At 51.9% G+C, this 21,079-nt stretch carries 24 protein-coding genes; 21 read left to right on the top strand and 3 right to left on the bottom strand.

What is annotated here, in order from left to right; genetic code table 11:
• Positions 1-84 precede the first annotated feature (84 nt).
• From CGZ75_RS08535 to CGZ75_RS08495, 9 genes are all read left to right on the top strand, one after another.
• Positions 85-1,233 carry a D-alanyl-D-alanine carboxypeptidase family protein gene (locus CGZ75_RS08535; protein WP_089524618.1) on the top strand — a complete coding sequence of 383 codons (1,149 nt, stop codon included), beginning with the start codon at positions 85-87 and terminating at the stop codon, positions 1,231-1,233.
• Positions 1,234-1,239: 6 nt separating this feature from the next.
• Positions 1,240-1,917, top strand: a complete 678-nt coding sequence (locus tag CGZ75_RS25585) for a nucleoside recognition domain-containing protein (protein ID WP_089523777.1) — start codon at positions 1,240-1,242, stop codon at positions 1,915-1,917.
• An 18-nt stretch (positions 1,918-1,935) separates the two neighbouring features.
• Positions 1,936-2,469, top strand: coding sequence for a spore maturation protein (locus CGZ75_RS25580; RefSeq protein WP_089523776.1), 534 nt, complete (start codon positions 1,936-1,938; stop codon positions 2,467-2,469).
• Between the two features lie 126 nt (positions 2,470-2,595).
• On the top strand, positions 2,596-3,336 hold the full coding sequence (locus CGZ75_RS08520) for a pseudouridine synthase (protein WP_089523775.1): 741 nt from the start codon (positions 2,596-2,598) through the stop codon (positions 3,334-3,336).
• 78 nt (positions 3,337-3,414) lie between these two features.
• Entirely contained in the window at positions 3,415-3,948 is a 534-nt protein-coding gene (locus CGZ75_RS08515) for a redoxin domain-containing protein (protein WP_089523774.1), read from the top strand.
• Between the two features lie 49 nt (positions 3,949-3,997).
• The gene (resB, locus tag CGZ75_RS08510; protein WP_089523773.1) at positions 3,998-5,659 is read left to right on the top strand and encodes a cytochrome c biogenesis protein ResB; all 1,662 of its coding nucleotides are present in this window, start codon (positions 3,998-4,000) and stop codon (positions 5,657-5,659) included.
• Positions 5,656-6,918: a cytochrome c biogenesis protein CcsA gene (gene ccsA / locus CGZ75_RS08505; RefSeq protein WP_089523772.1), complete on the top strand. Its 1,263-nt coding sequence runs from the start codon at positions 5,656-5,658 to the stop codon at positions 6,916-6,918. The genes resB and ccsA overlap by 4 nt, the downstream gene beginning before the upstream one ends.
• Before the next feature lie 22 nt (positions 6,919-6,940).
• Positions 6,941-7,657: a response regulator transcription factor gene (locus CGZ75_RS08500; RefSeq protein ID WP_089523771.1), complete on the top strand. Its 717-nt coding sequence runs from the start codon at positions 6,941-6,943 to the stop codon at positions 7,655-7,657.
• A gap of 3 nt (positions 7,658-7,660) precedes the next feature.
• Positions 7,661-9,109, top strand: a complete 1,449-nt coding sequence (locus CGZ75_RS08495) for a sensor histidine kinase (protein WP_089523770.1) — start codon at positions 7,661-7,663, stop codon at positions 9,107-9,109.
• A gap of 133 nt (positions 9,110-9,242) precedes the next feature.
• Here CGZ75_RS08495 and serA read toward each other — a convergent pair whose 3' ends face one another.
• Together serA and CGZ75_RS08485 are read right to left on the bottom strand one after the other, a co-directional pair.
• Positions 9,243-10,835, bottom strand: a complete 1,593-nt coding sequence (serA, locus tag CGZ75_RS08490) for a phosphoglycerate dehydrogenase (RefSeq protein WP_089523769.1) — start codon at positions 10,833-10,835, stop codon at positions 9,243-9,245.
• A gap of 350 nt (positions 10,836-11,185) precedes the next feature.
• Positions 11,186-12,106: a hypothetical protein gene (locus tag CGZ75_RS08485; protein WP_089523768.1), complete on the bottom strand. Its 921-nt coding sequence runs from the start codon at positions 12,104-12,106 to the stop codon at positions 11,186-11,188.
• A gap of 63 nt (positions 12,107-12,169) precedes the next feature.
• Between CGZ75_RS08485 and CGZ75_RS08480 the strand changes: the two genes are divergently transcribed.
• The 3 genes from CGZ75_RS08480 to CGZ75_RS08470 are packed head-to-tail and all read left to right on the top strand — an operon-like array spanning position 12,170 to position 13,952.
• The gene (locus tag CGZ75_RS08480; RefSeq protein WP_089523767.1) at positions 12,170-12,763 is read left to right on the top strand and encodes a CPBP family intramembrane glutamic endopeptidase; all 594 of its coding nucleotides are present in this window, start codon (positions 12,170-12,172) and stop codon (positions 12,761-12,763) included.
• Positions 12,760-13,029: a hypothetical protein gene (locus tag CGZ75_RS08475; protein WP_089523766.1), complete on the top strand. Its 270-nt coding sequence runs from the start codon at positions 12,760-12,762 to the stop codon at positions 13,027-13,029. The genes CGZ75_RS08480 and CGZ75_RS08475 overlap by 4 nt, the downstream gene beginning before the upstream one ends.
• On the top strand, positions 13,026-13,952 hold the full coding sequence (locus CGZ75_RS08470; RefSeq protein ID WP_089523765.1) for a metallophosphoesterase: 927 nt from the start codon (positions 13,026-13,028) through the stop codon (positions 13,950-13,952). The genes CGZ75_RS08475 and CGZ75_RS08470 overlap by 4 nt, the downstream gene beginning before the upstream one ends.
• On the opposite strand, the gene CGZ75_RS08465 is transcribed toward CGZ75_RS08470, so the two are convergent.
• The gene (locus CGZ75_RS08465) at positions 13,949-14,833 is read right to left on the bottom strand and encodes a polysaccharide deacetylase family protein (protein ID WP_089523764.1); all 885 of its coding nucleotides are present in this window, start codon (positions 14,831-14,833) and stop codon (positions 13,949-13,951) included. The genes CGZ75_RS08470 and CGZ75_RS08465 overlap by 4 nt on opposite strands.
• A gap of 183 nt (positions 14,834-15,016) precedes the next feature.
• Between CGZ75_RS08465 and CGZ75_RS08460 the strand changes: the two genes are divergently transcribed.
• The 9 genes from CGZ75_RS08460 to CGZ75_RS08425 all read left to right on the top strand — a co-directional run bounded on the left by CGZ75_RS08460 (position 15,017) and on the right by CGZ75_RS08425 (position 21,021).
• Positions 15,017-15,376 (top strand): hypothetical protein, encoded by a 360-nt coding sequence (locus tag CGZ75_RS08460; RefSeq protein WP_089523763.1) that lies wholly within the window; start codon positions 15,017-15,019, stop codon positions 15,374-15,376.
• Positions 15,377-15,540: 164 nt separating this feature from the next.
• Positions 15,541-16,155, top strand: coding sequence for a genetic competence negative regulator (locus CGZ75_RS08455; protein ID WP_089523762.1), 615 nt, complete (start codon positions 15,541-15,543; stop codon positions 16,153-16,155).
• 141 nt (positions 16,156-16,296) lie between these two features.
• A complete protein-coding gene (prsW, locus tag CGZ75_RS08450; RefSeq protein WP_089523761.1) occupies positions 16,297-16,992 on the top strand; it encodes a glutamic-type intramembrane protease PrsW in 696 nt (231 codons plus the stop codon).
• Positions 16,993-17,051: 59 nt separating this feature from the next.
• Positions 17,052-17,210 carry a hypothetical protein gene (locus tag CGZ75_RS25140; protein ID WP_176444732.1) on the top strand — a complete coding sequence of 53 codons (159 nt, stop codon included), beginning with the start codon at positions 17,052-17,054 and terminating at the stop codon, positions 17,208-17,210.
• 71 nt (positions 17,211-17,281) lie between these two features.
• Positions 17,282-18,616 (top strand): germination protein YpeB, encoded by a 1,335-nt coding sequence (ypeB, locus tag CGZ75_RS08445; protein WP_089523760.1) that lies wholly within the window; start codon positions 17,282-17,284, stop codon positions 18,614-18,616.
• A 92-nt stretch (positions 18,617-18,708) separates the two neighbouring features.
• Positions 18,709-19,359 carry a flagellar brake protein gene (locus CGZ75_RS08440; protein WP_176444731.1) on the top strand — a complete coding sequence of 217 codons (651 nt, stop codon included), beginning with the start codon at positions 18,709-18,711 and terminating at the stop codon, positions 19,357-19,359.
• Between the two features lie 100 nt (positions 19,360-19,459).
• Positions 19,460-19,612, top strand: a complete 153-nt coding sequence (locus tag CGZ75_RS25135) for a hypothetical protein (protein ID WP_217900050.1) — start codon at positions 19,460-19,462, stop codon at positions 19,610-19,612.
• A gap of 133 nt (positions 19,613-19,745) precedes the next feature.
• Positions 19,746-20,459, top strand: a complete 714-nt coding sequence (gene cmk, locus CGZ75_RS08430; RefSeq protein WP_425436455.1) for a (d)CMP kinase — start codon at positions 19,746-19,748, stop codon at positions 20,457-20,459.
• Positions 20,449-21,021 carry a lysophospholipid acyltransferase family protein gene (locus CGZ75_RS08425; RefSeq protein ID WP_089523756.1) on the top strand — a complete coding sequence of 191 codons (573 nt, stop codon included), beginning with the start codon at positions 20,449-20,451 and terminating at the stop codon, positions 21,019-21,021. The genes cmk and CGZ75_RS08425 overlap by 11 nt, the downstream gene beginning before the upstream one ends.
• The last annotated feature ends 58 nt before the right edge of the window (positions 21,022-21,079 follow it).

The following is a 21,079-nucleotide window of genomic DNA, read 5'->3' as shown; positions in this document are numbered from 1 at the left end:
ATGCGGCTCTTCGTGCCATGAGGAGGAGCGAATACCGTGGCCCTAAATCAAGCTTGGAAGCGCACTGTTGCCATTGCGCTCGGAATGTCATTGCTTTGCGCTGTCATGCTGCCTGCCGCTGCGGCATCTGGAACTCCGGAGCCGCCGTCCACTAGCGCTAGAGCGTCTGCACTCATCGATGTTGAATCCGGACGATTGCTGTACAGCAACTCCGGCGACACGCCGATGCTCATTGCTAGTTTAACAAAGATCATGACCGCCATTACCGCTATTGAAGAGGGTGACCTGACGGATACGGTTACGGTCGGCCCGCGCGCAGTTGGCAAAGAAGGCTCCTCGATTTATTTGAAACTGGGCGAAAAAATGAAGCTGCAGAATATGCTCTACGGCCTAATGCTCCGCTCTGGCAATGATGCGGCTACGGCGATTGCTGAACATGTGGGCGGCTCCGAGGAAGGCTTCGTCCGAATGATGAACGACAAAGCCGCTTGGATCGGCCTGGAAAATTCTACATTCATGAATCCCCACGGCTTGGATCAGAAGGGACATATGTCCACTGCCAATGATATGGCCAAGCTGACTGCTTATGCTCTGCGCAATCCGGTGTTCGCGGAAATCGTCAAGACGAAGGTGCACAAGGCGCCAAACCCTAATGATCCTTGGGATTACAGCTGGGCCAACAAAAACAAAATGCTGGCTATGTACGATGGGGCAGATGGGGTTAAAACCGGTTATACCAAAACGGCGCTGCGCTGCCTAGTAAGCTCGGCTACCAGGGATGGACAGCAGCTTGCTGTCGTGACGCTAAATGATCGAGATGATTGGCATGATCACTCCGTATTGCTGGACTGGGGCTTTGGCAATTACAAGCTGAAGCCGCTAGCCCAAAAAGGCGAGCCGCTCAAAGGTTACACGCTTGCGGCAGGCAGACCGTTCAGTTATCCACTGGCGGATGGGGAAGAGGCGGGACTCAGCAACAATCTGGTGCTGCTCAGTCCTTCCAAAGATGCAACTGCATATGCGCTTGGTGAGCGCGGCAGGCTGGAGTGGAGCTTGAACGGGCAGCCGATCGGAACGGTGCCTGTGTATGATCAGGGAAGTGCAAGGCTTAAGCTGCCGGATCGGCCAGCCGCCTCTTTCCGCCCAGGCGGTATGTTTGACAATCGGCCTGCTTCAATCGGCTCAGCGCTGATGATGAGCCTGCGAGCGCTATTTGGAGCCAAGGAGGCTTGATGCTGCGTGGTCAACTGGATATGGCTGTTTTTTATCGTGATCAGCGTTGTCGTTGCTGCGGCTACCGGTCGTATGGATGCCGTGACGCAGGCGGCGTTTGATGGAGCCAAAAATGGAGTGACAATCTGCTTCGGCTTGATCAGCATTCTTGTCTTCTGGATGGGGCTGATGCGAATCGCTGAGGACGCTGGTTTGCTCGCCCGTCTCGCCCGTCTGCTGAGCCCACTCGTCCGCCTGTTGTTCCCTGATGTGCCTAAGGGCCATCCCGCAATGGGCTACATCATGAGCAATATGAGTGCGAATATTCTCGGGCTAGGCAATGCGGCGACGCCGATGGGCATTAAGGCGATGCAGGAGCTGCAAAAGCTGAACCCGAATCCGGATACAGCGACTCCCGCCATGTGTACACTGCTTGCGCTTAACACATCCAGCATTACGCTCGTGCCGACTACATTGATTGCAATCCGCATGAATTATGGGTCGGTGAATCCGGCGGAGATCGTCGGCACAACGCTTGCCGCGACAGCTGTTGCGACAATAGCGGCGATTGCACTGGATCGCTGGTATCGACACCGACAGCCTCCGCTCGCTCCGCCAACGGCAGAGCAGCCTTTAGGCAAACAGGAACATCGCTCGGCAGGATTGCTGCGATCTAGAGGAAGCGGAAAACGGCCTGCCACCTGAATTTGAGGGGGTGCATTCATGTATGCTTTCATTAATTTACTGTCCGCTTGGATGATCCCAGCTATTATTGCTTTTATTCCTTTATATGGGGCTTTTCGTAAAGTACCTGTATATGAAACGTTCACTGAGGGCGCAAAAGAAGGTTTCGGCACTGCGATTAGCATCATCCCGCATCTCGTCGGCATGATGGTCGCAATCAGCATGTTTCGTGCTTCGGGAGCGATGGATTTCATTACAGGAGCAATGGAGCCCTTACTGCGCTATATCGGCATTCCCGGTGAAGTGCTGCCACTGGCACTGCTTCGTCCGCTCACCGGAGCGGGATCGCTGGCCTTTACGTCCGATCTCATCGCTACCTATGGGCCTGACAGTATGATTGGCCGGATTGCATCTACGATTCAGGGAAGCACGGATACGACCTTGTACGTGCTCACCGTATACTTCGGCGCTATCGGCATTCGGCGCACGAGATATGCGCTCAAGGTCGGGTTGTTTTCCGATCTGGTCGGTTTTGTTGCCGCCGTATTCATCTGTTTGTATATATTCGGCTGAGATTTGCTCCGCTTCGATCCCTACTTGGGACGGAAGCGGTCTTTTTTTTGCACAAATCGACCGATGTGGGCGCCAGCTTGTACTTTTGGAGGACAATGGGTATGATGGTGGATGAGGTGAACTTAATTGGAACGATTACAAAAAATCATCGCTGCTGCTGGAGTAGCCTCCCGTCGCAAATGCGAGGAGCTTATCACAAGCGGAGCGGTGGAAGTGAACGGAAAAGTGGTCCGCGAGCTAGGTACGAAGGCGGATCCCACAACAGATGTCATCATCGTTAAGGGCAGGCGAATTGCTTCCGAGAAAAAAATCTACGTGATGATGAACAAGCCGAAGGGTGTCATCACAAGTGCGTCCGATCCAAAGGGCCGCAAAATTGTGAGCGACTTTTTAACTGGTATCAAGGAGCGTGTTTATCCCGTCGGAAGGCTGGATTACGATACGGAAGGACTTCTGCTGCTTACGAATGACGGCGAATTCGCCAATCTGCTGACGCATCCAAGCCATCATGTGCCTAAAACTTATTTGGCAACCGTGAAGGGTGTGCCCCATGGCACAGCGCTGGAGAAGTTGCAAAGGGGCGTTAAGCTGGAGGACGGCATGACAGCGCCGGCTGAGGTTGACTACCACGATATCGACATGGACAGCAATTCTGCTACTGTCTCCATTACGATTTACGAGGGACGCAATCGCCAAGTTCGTCGCATGTTTGACGCGGTCGGTCATCCCGTTACACGACTGAAGCGGATCAAGTTCGGCCATCTCGGCTTGGACAACATGCAGCGCGGCAAATTCAGACATCTGACGTTATCCGAAATCAAGGAATTGCGCGATGCCGCACATTCACACAATAGCCACAAAAACTGACCGGAGAGCTCCATACGCAAACCCCGCCGACAGGTATAATGAGAAGGAAGAAACGCTTACATGAGGTGGTGACTCGGGATGAAGGGCTCTGCCCGAAAGACGGTTCAAATCATCATTTTTCTCGGCGTCTTGCTTCTCGGCGGTTATGCCATCAGCAAGACGCTGTTTGTGTCGAAGGAAGACTTCGTAAGACCAGGAGATAAACCTCCTGCATTTACGCTGGCTACCACCGATGGACGAACAGTCTCGCTGGCGGACTATGAAGGCAGGCCTGTTGTGGTCAATTTCTGGGGAAGCTTTTGCCCGCCTTGCGTCAGGGAAATGCCGGAGTTCCAGCGTCAATACGACAAGTGGAAGAGCGAAGGGTTAGAGATACTGGCGATCAACCTCAGCGAGGATGATCTTACGGTCAAAAACTTCGTCGACGGCAAAAATTTGACGTATCCGATCCTTAGAGATGTCAATGAGGAGACGGAGAAGCGATACCGACTTCGATCCTATCCTACGACTTTTTTCATCAAGCCTGACGGTACGCTAGAGGAAGTCTATGAAGGCGGAATGACGGAAGCCGACATTGAAGAGCGTGTGCTGAAGCTGATCAAAGAAAGTTGAACCCGGCCCGAATCTAACGGATAAGCTGGACGAACAGGAGGCTACAACGGTGTTCCAAAACACCAAATGCAAATGCGGTCACCAAAATCCTACCGGCACAGTATTGTGTGAGGCATGCGGGAGAACGCTTGGTGAAGAATTCAGCGATGCCGCATCTGAACTGCTGGAAATGCGTTACGACGGAGCGGCTAGGCGGTCGCAAAAGAGCAACCCGTCAATCATAGACCGGGTATGGAACTTTTTCTCCTCCGTCAAGGTTGCTGTATACCTAATTATCATCACGCTAGTTGGAGCATCGCTAGGCACCATCTACCCGCAAGAGAGCAGCTTCATTACCACGCAGAACTTGGCGAACTATTACCGCGATACATACGGAACTTCCGGCGAAATCTATTATGCGCTAGGATTGTCCCACACATTCGAATCATGGTGGTTTGTGCTGCTGCTCGTCATGATCGGCACCTCGCTAGTCATCTGCAGTTTGGACCGCGTCTTGCCGCTCTATCGGGCACTTAACAGGCAACAGATTCTCAAGCATGAGTCATTCCTGCTGCGTCAGCGCGCCTCTTACAGCGGCACGGTTGAGGGTGACCTGACGGAATGGATAGATCGCTTCCAGGTACAAGCCAAGAAACGGCATTACAAGGTCATCCGCAAGGACAACGCCTTTTTGGCAGAGAAGAACCGCTTCAGCCGTTGGGGTCCGTATATTAACCATATCGGGCTGATTCTGTTCCTGCTGGCCGTGCTTGGACGCGCCGTACCGGCTTGGGAGATGGACGAGTATGTCACCATTCCCGAGGGAGATACAGTCCGGGTTGAGGGTACGAATTATTTCCTGAAAAATGAGAAATTCACCGTAGAATATTATGAGGATGACGAGCTGCCAAAAGAGCTTAGAGGTACGATACGGGCCAAGCTGTACCGGACAGACGCCGTAATGTATGAATGCTCGGCCAATTGCTCCTCATCCGAAACAGCTAAGCTTCAGGAGGTTGAACGGCACCCGATCGAAGTGAATAGTCCTCTTGAATACAAGGGCCTTAAGGTTTATCAATTCGATTTTGACAACACGCCTGTCCTGCGTGAAGTGAAGCCGATCATTGAAGACAAGGCGACGGGAAAAACGTACGGACCATTCACACTTGCGATGCGGAATCCGGAGACAAGTTATGAAGTCGGGCCGTACAAGCTCGAGCTCAGACAGAACTTCATGGAGTTCGGTATCGGAGAGGACGGTCAGCCAATCACGAAGTCGCGTGATCCCAAGGCTCCCGCTTTCATCTTCATGCTCAGCGGACCAGGTCTTGCCGAAGGCGGAGAGCCCTACATCTACTTCCCGATGCAAAAGGACAAAGTAGCCTTCAGTCAGGATGATCTGAATGCTGGATTGGCCGATCGCTTCGAGATTAGAGTGCAGGGAATGGAGAATGTAAATTTCGTGGAATACACGACATTCCTCAATATCCGCAAGGATCTCGCCATGCCTTTTGTCTGGGTCGGTCTTGGAATTTCAATGCTTGGTCTAGTTATGGGTGCTTATTGGCATCATCGCCGCATCTGGCTGCGCGTGGATGGCAACCGGATTACAATCGGCGCGCACACAAACAAAAATTGGTACGGTATGCGGGCGGATCTTGCGGCAGCACTCAAAGCTGCGGGCAACGAGGTTGACCCGAAGAGCTTGGATAACGGAGGTAATCGGACGTGAATTGGCTTGATTTGAGCAGCTCCGCTTTCATAGCGGCATTTTTCCTCTATTGCTTCGGATTTTTGTTTTATGTCATGGCGATTGCCGGCCGCAAGTGGAGCCATGGCGATCCCGTACGTCATGAGCGCAAATGGGGACGGATCGCCTTTACCGTCTCCGCGCTTGGTTTGGCCGCGCAACTGACCTTTTTCTTCACGCGTTGGATCGGGCAAGGTCATATTCCGGTCAGTAATATGTATGAATTCATGACGTTCCTCGGTATGGCAGTCATGATCGCTTTTGTCGTTATAATTCTGATTTATCGTAAGCCGATTTTAGGTATGGTCACTTTGCCACTGGTGATTATTATTATTTCCTACGCTTCGGTGTTTCCGCAGGAGGTCCAACCGCTTATTCCGGCTCTGAACTCCTACTGGCTCAAAATTCATGTTACAACCGCTGCTTTGGGCGAAGCCTTCCTCGCTGTAGGTTTTGCAGCCGGACTGCTGCATCTGCTGCGGACAGTCGATTTTAGCAGTAACACAGCTAGTGCAAAGAAGGAGCGCTTCTGGTTAGAAGCGACTCTGTTCATGCTGCTAGTAGCCTGTGGTTTCATTGTTAGCGTATTTGGCTTCCGTATGGCAGGTTACGAGGCGGAGTTCAAACAGGAGACCGTTGATGTGACTGGAGCAGGGCAGGCGGTTTCCGAAACCGAAACGGTGATTTACTCGCTGCCTCCAATTGTCCAGCCTTTCAACAGTACTGTGATTCAAGCGGATGCTTTCCTTGGCGTGGATAAACCGCTTGCCGAAGCTCCATCCTGGATGAAAGGCATCAATGCCGGCCGCAAGCTGAACACGGTCGTTTGGTCGCTGCTTACCGGTGCAGTATTGTATGGATTGCTTCGCTTGATCTTCCGCAAAAGACTCAGCGCGGTCATTCATCCGCTTACGACGGATATCGATCCAGATGATCTGGATGAGATTAGTTACCGAGCGATTGCGATCGGCTTCCCGATATTCACATTAGGCGCGCTAATATTCGCCATGATTTGGGCGCAAATCGCCTGGTCGCGTTTCTGGGGCTGGGATCCCAAGGAAGTTTGGGCGCTTATTACTTGGTTGTTCTACAGCGCGTATCTGCATTTGCGTCTGTCCCGCGGCTGGCACGGTAAGCGCTCGTCCTGGCTTACTGTAATAGGATTCGTTATTATTATGTTTACGCTGATAGGCGTCAATCTTGTCATTGCCGGTTTACATTCCTATGCCGGAACCAAATGACAAATCAAAGGAGTAATGCTGCATGAGTGAATATGTGCATCGGATTCTTGTCGTTGATGACGAGGAGCGCATTCGCCGCTTACTGAAAATGTATCTAGAAAAAGAAGGCTACCAAATAGAAGAAGCGGAAGACGGAGAGCAAGCTTTGAAGCTTGCCTCTGGCTTTGATTTCGACCTTATTTTGCTGGATGTTATGCTTCCAGGAATGGATGGCATCGAGGTATGTAGCCGGCTCCGTCAGATTAAGGGAACTCCTGTCATCATGCTGACGGCTAAAGGGGAAGAGATGAACCGCGTTCAGGGTTTTGAAGTTGGAGCAGACGACTACGTCGTTAAACCTTTCAGCCCACGCGAAATCATCTACCGTGTCAAAGCGATCCTGCGTCGCTCATCTGCAACAGCATTTTTGACACGCGAAACTAATGCCAGCAGCAATATCGTGTTCCCTCACTTAGTAATTGAACATGACGCTCACCGTGTCACTGCTGGAGGTCATGAGGTCAGCTTAACTCCAAAGGAGTATGAATTGCTGCATTATCTCGCAGTCAGTCCCGATAAAGTGTTTTCGCGTGAAGAGCTGCTGAAGGATGTATGGAACTATGAGTTCTTTGGCGACTTGAGAACGGTGGACACCCATGTAAAAAGGCTGAGAGAGAAGCTTAACAAAGTATCCTCCGAGGCCGCATCGATGATTACGACGGTATGGGGCGTAGGATACAAGTTAGAGGTGCCGAAGTAACCGATGAGATGGACGTGGAGAAGCGTCGTCGGCAAGCTGTGGATAACGATCATGCTGCTCGTCGCGGTCGTGTTGATCATCTTGGGCATGTTCCTGCTTCAGTACATCGATATTGCCTTTGAAGAGCCATTCCGTGTCAAGCTGCTATTTGTCTACATCGGTATCATCGGGTTTCTGCTATCCACCTTTTTCGCTTTTTTCCTGTCCAGCAAAATCACCCAGCCGCTGTTGCAAATGAAGGATGCGGCCAATCTGATCTCGCAGGGAGAATACCGGACGCGTGTACCGATCCGCTCCTCGGATGAGATTGGAGAGCTGGCCAGCGCCTTTAATCGGATGGCGGCAGATTTGCAGGAATTCATCACGGACCTGAATCACGAAAAGGAGCACCTGTCCAGCGTACTGCGCAGCATGGCAGATGCGGTCATCACCTTGGATGCCGCTGGCCAGGTCGTACTTGCCAATCCTCCAGGAGAACAGCTGCTGGAGCGTTGGCGCAAGGCGGATTGGGACCAAGAGGGGGATGGGGAGTCTCCCGGCCCTCTCGTGGCCCCAGGACCGCTGCGCGAGCTGTTCCGCACCGTAACGCTGGAAGGGCGGGATCTGAGCGAGAAGATTCAAGTGCAGTCTGGCGTCTGGTCGGTTGTGATGGCGCCGCTCAAATCGGACGATACGGTCCGCGGAGTGGTAGCCGTGATGCGGGATGTGACGGAAGAACATCGGGTGGAGAAGCTGCGGCGTGATTTTGTCGCCAATGTATCCCATGAGATTCGGACGCCGCTGTCCATGCTGCAAGGCTACAGTGAAGCGCTGCTGGATGATATTGCGGCTTCACCGGAGGAACGCCGTGAGCTCGTCCAGGTTATCCATGACGAGTCGCTGCGTATGGGGCGGCTAGTAAAGGACCTGCTGGATCTGGCGCGTATGGAAGCCGGTCATGTCGAGCTGAACTTGGATCAGGTCGACATGGATCAGCTGCTGAAACGCGTCGCACACAAGTTCAATGTGTACACATTGGATCGTGGTATACAGCTTGAGTATATCGGCTCTGCCGGGCAACTCATCTTGCAACAAGCAGATGAGGATAGATTGGAGCAAGTATTGACTAATCTGCTCGATAATGCCATTCGGCACAGCCCGGATGGATCTGGCATACGGCTTATTTTAAATCCAGTTATCATCGACGGGATCCAGTACGCGGAGCTTGAGGTTGCTGATGAAGGTCAGGGCATTCCGGAAGAGGATTTACCTTACATTTTTGAACGCTTCTACAAAGCGGACAAAGCACGTAAGCGGGGGCAGGGGCAATCAGGCGGAACGGGGCTTGGACTTGCCATTGTACGCAATATAGTAGATGCCCACAGCGGTTCCATCCGCGTTCAGAGTCAGATTGGCCGTGGAACAACATTTACTCTGCTGCTACCTGTCGAAGCGAATCCCATCTTGTCTTAACACCCTCTTAGGAGGGTGTTTTTTGTTGAAACAGCAGGGCAAATATTGTTGCATGTGGAACAAATCTGAAAAATTATATATATCAATTAAAAAAAGCCCGCCAGAAGGCGGGCTTGTGCAGCCGTTAATCCTATTAGTAGAGCGTAACTTCCTTCGCGGACTTGAGCTCATCGAGCTGGGTCATCTGAGCGAGTACAGGTTTAGGAACACCTTTATCAACGGTAAGTACCATGATAGCGGCACCGCCCTCGGCTTGGCGGCCTACTTGCATCGTAGCGATGTTCACATCATTGGAACCAAGCAGCGTACCAATACGGCCGATGATACCTGGACGGTCATTATGGGAGATAAGTACCAAATGTCCGGATGGGGCAACGTCAACCGTGTAGTTGTTGATCTGCACAACTCGTGGTCCATAACCCGTCAGGAGAGTGCCGGCTACATGAGTGCTCTCGCTGCGGCTGCTCAGCGTCACGCTGACAAGGTTTGTGAAGTCTTTCGCGGTATGCGATTTGTTCACGACGACATTAACGCCACGTTCCTTGGCAAGATGCAGGGAGTTGATAATGTTGACCTGGTCGCTGCCGAGATGGTGGGCCAGGATGCCTTTGACGATGTAGCGGGTGAGCGGCTGAGTATCTACCTCGGCCAGATCGCCCGAATAACCTACCGTAATTTCACCGACAGGGCCTTCCGTAATTTGAGCAATGAGCGAACCGAGCTTCTCGCCAAGCCCAAAGTATGGCTGCAGCTTCGTCATGACGGCTGCCGCAACAGGAGGCATGTTGACCGCGTTAAAGAATGGCTCATTGCGTAAAATATGCAGCACTTGCTCCGCTACGTCGATTGCTACATTCTCTTGGGCTTCAATTGTCGAAGCACCAAGATGTGGCGTTACGATAATTTTAGGGTGGGTGAGGAATGGATGATCCGCAACAGGAGGCTCCACCTCAAACACGTCGAAGGCAGCTCCAGCGACGATACCTTCATTGATGGCATCAACGAGCGCATATTCATCAACAATGCCGCCGCGCGCACAGTTAACGATCCGCATACCTCGCTTCATGACTTTGAACTGCTCCGCGCCAATCATATGACGGGTCTCTGGCGTGAGCGGCGTATGAACCGTCATGAAATCTGCACCGCGTACGATATCATCTACGCTAGCGAGCTTGATGCCGAGTTTTTCTGCTTTTTCTTCCGTTAGGAAGGGATCGTATCCGAGAATATCCATTCCGAATGCTTTGGCGCGCTTAGCAACCTCGCTGCCGATGCGTCCCATGCCGACAACGCCGAGCGTTTTGCCGCGCAGCTCAACGCCGACGAAAGACTTGCGGTCCCACTCGCCGCCGACCGTTTTGGCATAAGCCTGTGGAATGTGGCGGGCTACAGCCATCATCATGGCGAAGGTATGCTCGCAGGTCGTAATGGTGTTGCCGTCCGGAGCATTGATTACGATAACGCCTTTGCTCGTTGCGGCCGGAAGTTCGATGTTGTCAACGCCGACACCGGCGCGACCTACGACTTTGAGCGAAGTACCTGCTTCGAGTACTCTTGCCGTGACACGGGTCTGGCTGCGCACAAGCAGGGCATCGTACTCGCCGATGATGGCAACAAGCTCATCCTCGCTAAGACCAGGCTTTTTGTCGACTACGACATCTTCAGCATCCATAAGCTGCTGGATGCCAAGGTCGCTGATCGGATCGGAAACTAACACTTTGAACATGGGGAATGCCTCCTAGCGAATGGTGGTTGCATACAAGCAAGCGGCTTTGCCAATGCCATATAAAGGCGGCTCAGACGCTTGCCAGACAAACATCTATGAAAGTTGTATGCTTGCGAGCCATGAAGAAAAAACCCGCCCGGCAGTTATCTTGTCCAGCCGGGACGGGAGTTACTGGAGTGCTTGCCCGGGCTAAAGTGCCTTCGGGTGAGAATCTTCTCGGATTCTGTCGAATAAAGCCGTAACTTGCGCCTAAAGGCTGACCTTTACTATTCTAAAGCGGTGTAGTCCCAAATGCAATGACAAAACTTGATGGCTAAGTAAATTTTAGATATTATTCAACCAGAACGGATTTAGCCCTCGGGAGGGAGAAAAAATGGCAGCTGAGGGAGGACCTCTGAGCTGTAAAGGCGCGGCTTGATCGCCCAGAAATCCCCACTGCGAACAGCGCCAGTGCCGCTTAGCAGCTCCGCAGCGCTTTGAAGGCTACCGAGGTTGAGACGCTCCGCCTCGCCGGATTCAATGAGTTGATCCACCGCTCCGGACAAATCCTGAGGGAGGTATGCATTCATCTGTCCTCTTTTGCTGAGCAGATCTGCGACCAGTTTGTTCTTCACCGTAAGAGGGCTGCTGCTCCATTGTTTAAGGCTCATAACGCCTGACAGCTCAATACGACTAGGAATATCACTGTTCGTAGAAGAAGCCCAGGACAGCATCGCGCCATAATAATTGTTTTGGCCGATCAAGGATAGGTTGGAGCCCTTTTTGTAATCCTTATCTGCTCTCAGAGTGACTAGGAAAATATCCGGGCTGCTCCCGGCGGCGGCTGTTTTCTGGCGTTTCGCAGCTGCGTTAAAGTTATCAAGGCTCGCGAGATAGGAAGCTCTGGAATCGGCCAATAAACCGCTTTTGTGTTCATTGGCTACCGCTTCAATCTCCTTGCGTTTTTTGGTAGCTAGATCAGCGAGCTGCTCCAGCATACCGGTCGACAACGTGGCGGAACGGGATTCCAAACGGCTCTCCATCTCGAGCCATTCGCTCTGAAATTCACGATAAGGAGAAAATACGGTATGATAAAAGGATACCAGATCCTGCTGTGAATAAGCAGAAGTGGTCTTTGCCGACGAAGCTTGGAGCTTCTTGGCTTCAAAACGAGATTCCGTGCGCGAGGAGCCGATCTCAACGCCTGTAAAAAAGGCGCCCACCGCTACAGCAAGCATGAAAATAAAACCGAGAGTGAAAAGCATTTGATAGCGGTTCAGATGTTTGTCCATGAGAATTCTCCTTGCAATCGGTTGATTATCGGCTGTGATTACTTCCAAGACAGGCGGGATTCCATGAAGAAATTCGATATCCGCAACATCCGCGTTCGCAGCGTCTCCGTTGATGAGCTGTCGGACCGTATGTTGCTGCTCAACCTGTATGTCACACAAGCAGTTACCCTAGTTATCGGTTTGGCCTGGTGTTTTTTTCAGGGTAGGAATCCTTTCATGCTCCTTAAGCTGCCGCAAGGACTTACTTTCCTCTACTGGGGGCTAGGACTAGCCGTCACTGTACTGGCTGTTGATCTCATCCTCTCCCGCTGGGTTCCTGAGGAGGCGGCCGACGATGGAGGCGTGAACGAGCGTATATTTGGCAACCGTCCGATATGGCATATCGCGTTGTTATCGCTAATTGTGGCGATCTGTGAAGAGATGTTATTCCGAGGGGCGATCCAGTTCGCTATCGGCGCCTACTGGACGAGCATTCTGTTCGCGGCAATCCACATCCGCTATTTGAAACATTGGATTCCTACCGGCCTTGTCTTCTCCATTAGTTATGGCCTCGGTTGGATTTATGAGGAAAGCGGTACGCTGTGGGCTCCAATACTGGCCCATTTTGCGATTGATTTTATAATGGGACTTATTATTCGTTTAAGGAGGAAGGCATGAGTCGGATCGAAAAATTCGGTCGCAGACGCCGAGAGCCTTCCGGCTCCGGTGAACGAGAGAAAAGCGAGCAAAAAAGCGATTTGCCTTCGCGCAGTCAGAAGCATCCTTCTTTGCGACCGCGTATGTTCCGGTTGTTGATGCAGACGTTGGTTTTTCTGTTTATTCTTTTGTCAGGCTGTCTCTTTTTCTGGGGCAGAAGTTTATTCCTAGAAGCGGGGGAGCCGCCTGGCGCAGCTGTATGGAAAGGCATCGGTGATTCCCCATGATGACATCCGTTATTCTATTTATCTTGCTTGCGCTGTTGTTGCTCCTCGTCTTAAGTTGGTTTGGCATCCATCTGCTTCGTGTTATGAAGAAAGAGGCCATGGGTACGGACTTGACGAAAGAAACGGTTCCTCTGGCGAGGCTCCCGGTCGGTCTTGAAGGGCTGCGAATTTTGTTCATCAGTGACATTCACCGCCGTAGGATTGATCCTGGACTGACGGGGCAAGTGGAGGAGCAGGGCGGAGTTGAGCTGGTGTTAATCGGAGGCGATGTTCGCGAGAAGGGTGTTAGCTTGGAACTCGTGCGTGAAAATATGCGTTTACTTAGCCGCTTGGGACCCCCTTATGCCGTGTTCGGAAATCATGATTATGATGAGGATATCGAAGCACTTCGCTCTTGCCTTGAGGATGCGGAGGTTAAAATACTTCAAAATCGCTATCAAATGATCCGGCTTCCGGGTAGGGAGCCGTTCAAGCTGGCTGGCACGGACGATCCTCGCACACTGCGCGACAGGCTGGAGGAGACACTCACTACACCACTGGCGCCGGAGCCAGACCAATCTTTGCTGCAGCTTCGTGGAGGCAACTCCGAGCCGCCTTTCACGGTGCTTATGACGCATGATCCGATAATAGCGTACCGCAACCGCCAGAGCGGAATCGCAGCCGATCTTGTTCTGTCCGGACATACGCATGGAGGGCAAATTGTACTTCCTTTGTTAGGGCCAGCGATGAGGACAGCAAGTGTGCGAAAATTCCGCGTAGGCTGGTTCCAATTACCCGCTCCGGTGGCATGGCAAAAAACCGGACCCCAGAAGGTCCGGTTACTCGTAAGCCCGGGCTATGGCACCTCGAAGGCGCCGATCCGGCTTAATTGCCCGCCTGCAATCCATTTACTGGTGCTGACTAAGGGCGACAAAAATAGTTAGCTTTTGATTTCGATGGTCGCAGGATCTATGAAGCCGTAACCTTTCTCCGAAAGCTTCGTTAACAGCGAGTCAAGGCCATCGGCCGTCCATTGAAGCTCATGCATGAGAATATTGGCTCCGGGATGAAGCTGATCCATAACTTGTTTTATGACGAGCTGCGAATCCTTCTTGGTCGCTTTGAGATCCCAGTCCAGAGATCCATTCGACCAGGTCATGTACAGCATACCCTCATCTTTGGCAACCTGTTTGCCGACATCTCCACCTGCTCCGAATGGAGGGCGGAAGAATAACGGCCTTTCACCCGTTTCTTTTTCCACTATATCTTGCACATCGCCGAGTTGCTTCTGCACCTCGGCTTTGCTTTTTTTGCGGAGCTCGACATGATCCCAGGAATGGTTGCCGATCGTCTGGCCACGCTCTTGGATCAGTTTGAGCAGTTCCGGGTTTTCTTTGGCACGATAACCGTTCACGAAGAAAATCGCTTTAGCGCTATGTTTATCCAGCGTATCCAGCATCGAGGTCAGCATTTCTTTTTCCTTTGGACCATCGTCGAAGGAGAGCAGTACAACCTTTTTAGAGGCATCTCCGAGCGGAGCGAAACGATAAGATTTTTCATTCATGCGGTATAGCGGCTCTTTTGAAGCTTGTTCACCCGTTCCTGTTGGGGATGGTGATGGCGATGTTGATGTAGCGGCAGGCGATGCGGATGGAACGTTGGTAGGTGAGGGTGAGCTGGTTGGAGCCACGCTTACCTTCGGCGATGGGGCCAGGCTTGCAGCCGGCTGTGTCCCGCTTCCCGAGCCAGCTGTGCAACCTGCGATCAGCAGCAATGCCGCTGCAGCAGCAGTAGAGCGGGCTGCTTGGCGGAATTTATCATTCATCAACGGAAATACCTCCAGATGCTTGTAGTAGGGGAGCCACATATTAGATGGCGGGGCGGTTCAGGTAGATCATTTTACCATAATAACGGCTTGTTTGCCTGAAGGCGCATGAAGGAGAACCGAGCGGGCATACTACAGGCATCAAGCTGAGCCGGTTCGCCGGCATATGAAGGAGGAATGGCCTTGAAGCTCGGAAGCCTTGTAGTAGGAGGAGTTGCCGGGGCGGCGATGGCGCTTTATGTGGCTCGCAAAAGACCTGGAATGGCGGCCGCCGCCAGCGTGGCTGTAAACCAGCTATGGTCAGGAGCAGTGCGTAGGTCGCTCTCCGGTATGATAAAAAAAAACATATCTGGTGATCGGTCAGCTGTACATGAGCACGACAGCCGTTCCACTGCTGCACCACGGCAGGACACCGGGAATTCCGGCGCCTCGGATGCTCAAGCATGGGCCCAAATTGCCGCGTTAGTAAGCAGCGATCCAGCTGCTAAAAAAGAGACTGAAAAAATCATGAGCGAGGCAGGCGCGAGCCCTCCGCTTCATTAACGTAGCAGCCCTCCATTCCCTCCCGGAATGGGCGGCTGTTTTTTTGCTGTGCTCGTGCAATCCTTCTCTAGAGATGGTAATATAGTCATATGGCACGTATGCCGCACCTTATGGCTTGCGCATCATACGCTGTTATATCCGATGCTGCAGAGGAGGATCCTGTCATGAAGATCGAACGGCTGGGGCAAGACAAAATTCGCATATTTCTGACGTTCGACGACCTGCTGGAGCGCGGGATCCAGAAGGACGACATGTGGCGCGAGATACCGAAAGTGCACGAGTTGTTCAGCGAGATGATGGACCAGGCCTATTCGGAACTCGGCTTTGATGCAAATGGACCGCTTGCGGTCGAGGTGATCGCGATGCCTGCGCAAGGCATGGTCGTTATCGTTACCCGCGGCAAAATAAACATCAGCTCCGATGGCAGCCAGATGGACGAGGAAGATGCCGACGAGGACATGTACGAGATGGAGGTTACGCTGGAATCCAGCGATACCATCATGTACTCGTTCCGCGATTTCGAGGATGTCATATCTGCTGCTAAGCAACTCAAAGCTTCCCGATTGACTGAGGAAGGCAAGTTATACTCCTATCATGGACGATGGATTTTGGCCTTCGACGCCACTTCTTCCGAAGCACCCCTGCAAAATGCTCTTATTGCAGTTCTTGCCGAGTATGGAGAGGCAACTTCTGTTACCTCCGCAGTGCTTGAAGAATATGGCAAGGCAATCATGCCGTCCGATGCGGTTCGGGAGCTATGCAATCATTTCTCATCTTAACATTAAGATGCAACGAGCATTCGCGAACGTCGCTTACGGCGCGAGTGCTCCTTTTTTGTGCCTCGGAGACGTTTCCTTCGAGCGATAGAGAACTTATGATGACCATGAGGTCAAATAATGATAAAGGAGGCGTGACGACGCTTGCTGCTGTTTTCAATCTTAACCGCTGCCGTAGCACCAGGTATCGCGCTACTCACTTATCTATACCTCAAGGACCGTTACGATAGCGAACCCATTCATCTCGTCATGAAGCTGTTCCTGACTGGAATGTTGATCGTCGTGCCTGTAATGGTTATTCAGCGCGGCATCGAGCTCTGGCTAGGAAGCAATCCTTTTTTATTGTCCTTCGGGTTATCCGGCGGAATCGAGGAGATGGCCAAATGGTTCGTGCTTTACCATATTATTTTCAACCACACCGAATTTGACGAGCCTTATGATGGCATCGTTTATGCTGCAAGCATTTCGCTTGGTTTCGCGACGCTTGAGAACATTATGTATGCCGTGTACCTTCCTTCTACATTTACGACGCTGATGTTGCGCGCTCTATTGCCCGTGTCGGGCCATGCGCTGTTCGGCATCATGATGGGTTATTACATGGGCAAGGCCAAGTTCGCTCCTGCTCGCGATTCCCGCCGACTGCTCGCATATTCGCTAGTGCTCCCAGCGTTGTGGCATGGAATCTACAACTGGATTCTCACCTCGGACGTTAAACAGCTAGCCTGGGTTATCGTGCCATTCATGGCGGTGTTTTGGATTTGGGGTCTTGGCAAAATCGGAAGAGCCAATGCAAGATCTCCTTTCCGCATCGTTGGCAGGGAAGAAGAGGTTAAGCTGTAGAATAACGGTCCATACTTGACGTATCGACTTTTTAGGTTGGATACAAGAGGAGGACCGGCATGGAAGAAATGAGAGTAAAGATCAGCATCCGCTGCAGAATATGCGGAGAAAAGTTTGTCCTCAGAGGCAGGCGTGACGGGGTGCGGATAGATACGGGCTTCAAGCAATGCCTCTGTAATAACACCGACGATTTCGAAATTGAAGAAATGCCGGTCTGACCGGTGCATAAAGCTCCTTTCCTCTAACCAAACTAACACCAGGTTTGGCAGAAGAAAGGAGCTTGTGCATTATGTACCGACGACTGAGCAGCGTGCTCTTCCCCATCGTGACCCTTTTGCTTATTGGCGCTGTCTATTGGGGTTATCAAGAAAATCAGGAAAAAAACTCGATTCTCATCAAGGCAGAGACTCAATATCAAAAAGCTTTTCATGAATTGAGCGATGATATGAACAAGCTCAATCACCAGCTTGGAAGCACGCTCGCGGTCAACGCGGCTTCGCAAGGCTTTCAGCGCAAAAGCTTGGTCAACGTCTGGAGGCTGACAAGTCAGGCACAAAGCGAAATTAACCAGCTGCCGCTGACGATGATGCCGTTCAAGAAAACCGGCGACTTCCTGTCGCATATTTCGAATTTTGCCTATAAAGCCTCCATGAGGGATTTAACTAAGCAGCCCCTCACGGATGGTGAGATGAAGACGATGCAAACGCTATTCGATAAATCGTCGGAAATCAATCGGGATTTGGCAAAGGTTCAGGATAATGTTCTTCAGGACAAACTGCGCTGGATGGATGTCGAGACTGCACTGGCTGCGAGTAAACAGGCATCTGGTAATGCCATTGTTGATGGCTTCAGCGGAGTTGACGGCAAGGTTGGAAAGTATGAAGCGATTGATTGGGGCCCAACGGTAATGAGCCTCTATGAGAAGCGCACGGTCAAGATGCTTTCCGGCAAGCCGGCTACTACGGAGGAAATCAAGAAAAAAGCCGCTGCTTTCCTTGGTGACAGCTCTTCAAAAGGTATCGAAGTAACCGAGAATGGCAAAGGCACCGATTATGCGACCTTCTCCGCCTTTGTCAACAAAGGTGAAGGAAAAAACCTCACGATGGACTATACGTATCGGGGAGGAGAGCTGATCTGGTACATGAATTCGCGTGATATTGCCAATAAAAAGGTGGATATGGCGCAGGCTCGCTCCCATGCAGCGAAATTTTTGGGCAAGCATGGGTATGATGGCATGGAACCGGTCACGTATGATCAGTACGGCAATGAAGGTTATCTGACGTTTGTCCACAAGCAGGATAATGTGCTCGTTTATCCTGAAAACGTAACGGTCAAGGTAGCTCTCGACAACGGCGAGGTTGTAGGTTTGCAGGCGAAAGAATACGTATACGCTCATCGCGATCGTAAGCTGGCTAAGCCGACGATGACAGCGGAGCAGGTAAGCAAAGGGCTTAACCCGGCTATGAGGGAGTCTCCCGCGCGCCTTGCGCTCATTAAGAATGAAGATAATCAAGAAGTTCTCTGTTATGAGTTCAAAGGAAAAAGCAACGGAGCTAATTTCAAGATCTACATGAACGCAAATACCGGCTTAGAGGAAGCGGTAGAGGAACTGCCGGGGGCGTAAGGGCTTCCCGAAGGAAAAAAACGCCAGCATTCGTTATGGCTCCCCTTAATCCGACATGCTATAATCATGGCATTACGGGAGGGGGCCTTTTTTTGCTGCCTAGAATCAATGACACTTTATACATTCAGGTCGCGTCTTCCGATGATGAGGAAGCCCAAGTCGTCTATAAGTCCAGGGTAGCGGATGAAGACGAGAATTCATTATTTTTAGAGATTCCGATTCATGAGCCGAGCGGCAAGCTCAAGAAGCTGTATTTGGGCGACGAGCTATCCATACATCTGATTAGCAAAGAAGGGGTCAAGCATTATTTCAACTCGCATGTTATCGGTCACCGCGATGATATTGTGAGGCTTGTCCGAATCCGCAAGGTGGATCCCGGAAGCATGACGAGAATTCAGCGTCGCAGCTTCCTGCGTGTGCCGGCCGAGTTAGAATTAGCCATCTCGCTCAGGGGACAGCAGCGCTTCATCGGTATGACCGATGATGTGGGAGGAGGCGGAATCTCGTTTCTTTGCGAGGGAAGCCGACCCGTGGAAGCTGGCAAGGAGCTAGACTGCTGGCTGCTCGTGCCGTTCAAGAACGGGGTCGTTGAGCATGCCTTCTTCAAGGGCGAGGTCATTCGCGTCAAGGTTCTGGAGAGTGGCCGCAAGCAGGCGATGATCAAATTTACGACCATTTCCGAAGCGGACCGCCAGAAAATAATCCGCTGCTGCTTCGAGAAGCAGCTGGAGTACCGCAAATAAGGTTTATTTGCTTAGAGTCCTCGACGCATACATATCTTCACGATTCATGAGAAAAATACCCATGCATGAATTACAGCATGAGCATGGGGGTGTGGGATTCATGAAACCGGAGGATCGATTTTCGGCCATGCTGGCCGCGGTGGCGGCGGTACTGCTGCTCGCGGCCTTGTTATCCCAAGCCGGGCTGTATGCGGCTAGCTCAAGACCGAGCTTTCGTTCCGAACGAGCGGGAGAAGGGCAACCGCTTCGCTAATTAATATGCGATAGAAAGTTAACTCTTTTGCATCCATCAGTTGACTGTGATATAATTATTGGGCAGGCAAAGCCTGCTTTTTTACTGATTTTGGATGAACAACTCTGCTAGATGCCGCTTGGAGGAACAGCCCTTGAGTATCCATCACGACGGGATGGACGAACGCATCAATATTGCGATCGACGGACCCGCCGGTGCCGGCAAAAGCACCGTAGCACGGAGCGTTGCCGAAGCATTAGGCTATATCTATATCGACACTGGCGCCATGTACCGTGCAGTTACCTGGAGTGCGAGAGAAGCTGGCTTGAATGTTGAGGACGATCAAGCGGTCACCGATCTTGCACGAGAGCTTGAGATTACTCTTGCGCCAGGACCTGATGGACAGGTTGTGCTGCTGAACGGACAAGACATAACCGACAAAATCCGCTCCCGAGATGTCAATCTGCATGTGTCCCGTGTAGCGGCCAATGACGCGGTCCGTCTGCTTCTCGTAGAGATGCAGCGCAAGCTAGCAGCCGACAAAGGCGTCGTTATGGACGGACGGGATATCGGCTCCCATGTACTTCCGAATGCAGAGCTTAAGATTTATTTGACAGCAAGCGTGCAGGAGCGTGCGCTGCGCCGCTTCCGCGAATCTGGCGATGCCTCGGGCATTACGCTGGAGCAGATGGAGCGGGAGATTGAAGAACGCGACCGCAAGGATATGGAACGGGCTATCTCGCCGTTGATCCGAGCAGAGGGAGCGATTCTTCTGGACAGCACCGGCATTCCCGCCGGAGAAGTTGTCTCGCAGATCGTGACGCTTGGCAGCAAGAAACTCGCGGAGGCTAAACAAGATGTTATATGAATTTTGTAGAGGCGTTCTCCGCGGCGCTTACGCGGTGCTGTTCCGTTTAGAGGTGCGGGGACTAGATAATGTCCCGGCCGAGGGACCGGTCATCCTATGCGCCAATCATATCAGCAACTTCGATCCGCCGACGATCGGCATCAAGCTGAACCGCAAGGTTCATTACATGGCGAAAGCTGAGCTTTTTGCAGTGCCTGTGCTGGGCAAGCTGATCGAAGAACTGGGAGCTTTCCCGGTCAAGCGCGGCGGTGTCAGCAAGGAATCGATTCGTAATGCCATCACCCTGCTCAAGGAGGGTGGCGTAATGGGTATCTTCCCGGAGGGAACGCGCAATAGCGGCGCGGATGCCGCCAAGAAGGGCGCGGCTCTTATTGCTCTTCGCAGCGGCGCTATGATCATTCCGGTGTCGATCGACGGCTCTTATAAGCTTTTTCGCAAGACTCGCGTCATCTATGGCCCGCCTGTGGACTTGACTGAATTCATTAATTCTTCTTCCGGCGACACTTTGGAGCAAGTCACGAACAAGATTATGAGAAGTATCGCTGAGCTTCGCCAATCATAGCATTTTGAATTTGTTTTAATCCCTTATTCCTGATTCAACAGTGAAATTTGGGTTTAAA

Source organism: Paenibacillus herberti (genome assembly GCF_002233675.1).
GTDB classification, from domain to species: Bacteria; Bacillota; Bacilli; order Paenibacillales; family Paenibacillaceae; genus Paenibacillus_O; species Paenibacillus_O herberti.
Note: the sequence above shows the minus strand (reverse complement) of the source record. Positions and strands in the feature narration are given on the sequence as shown.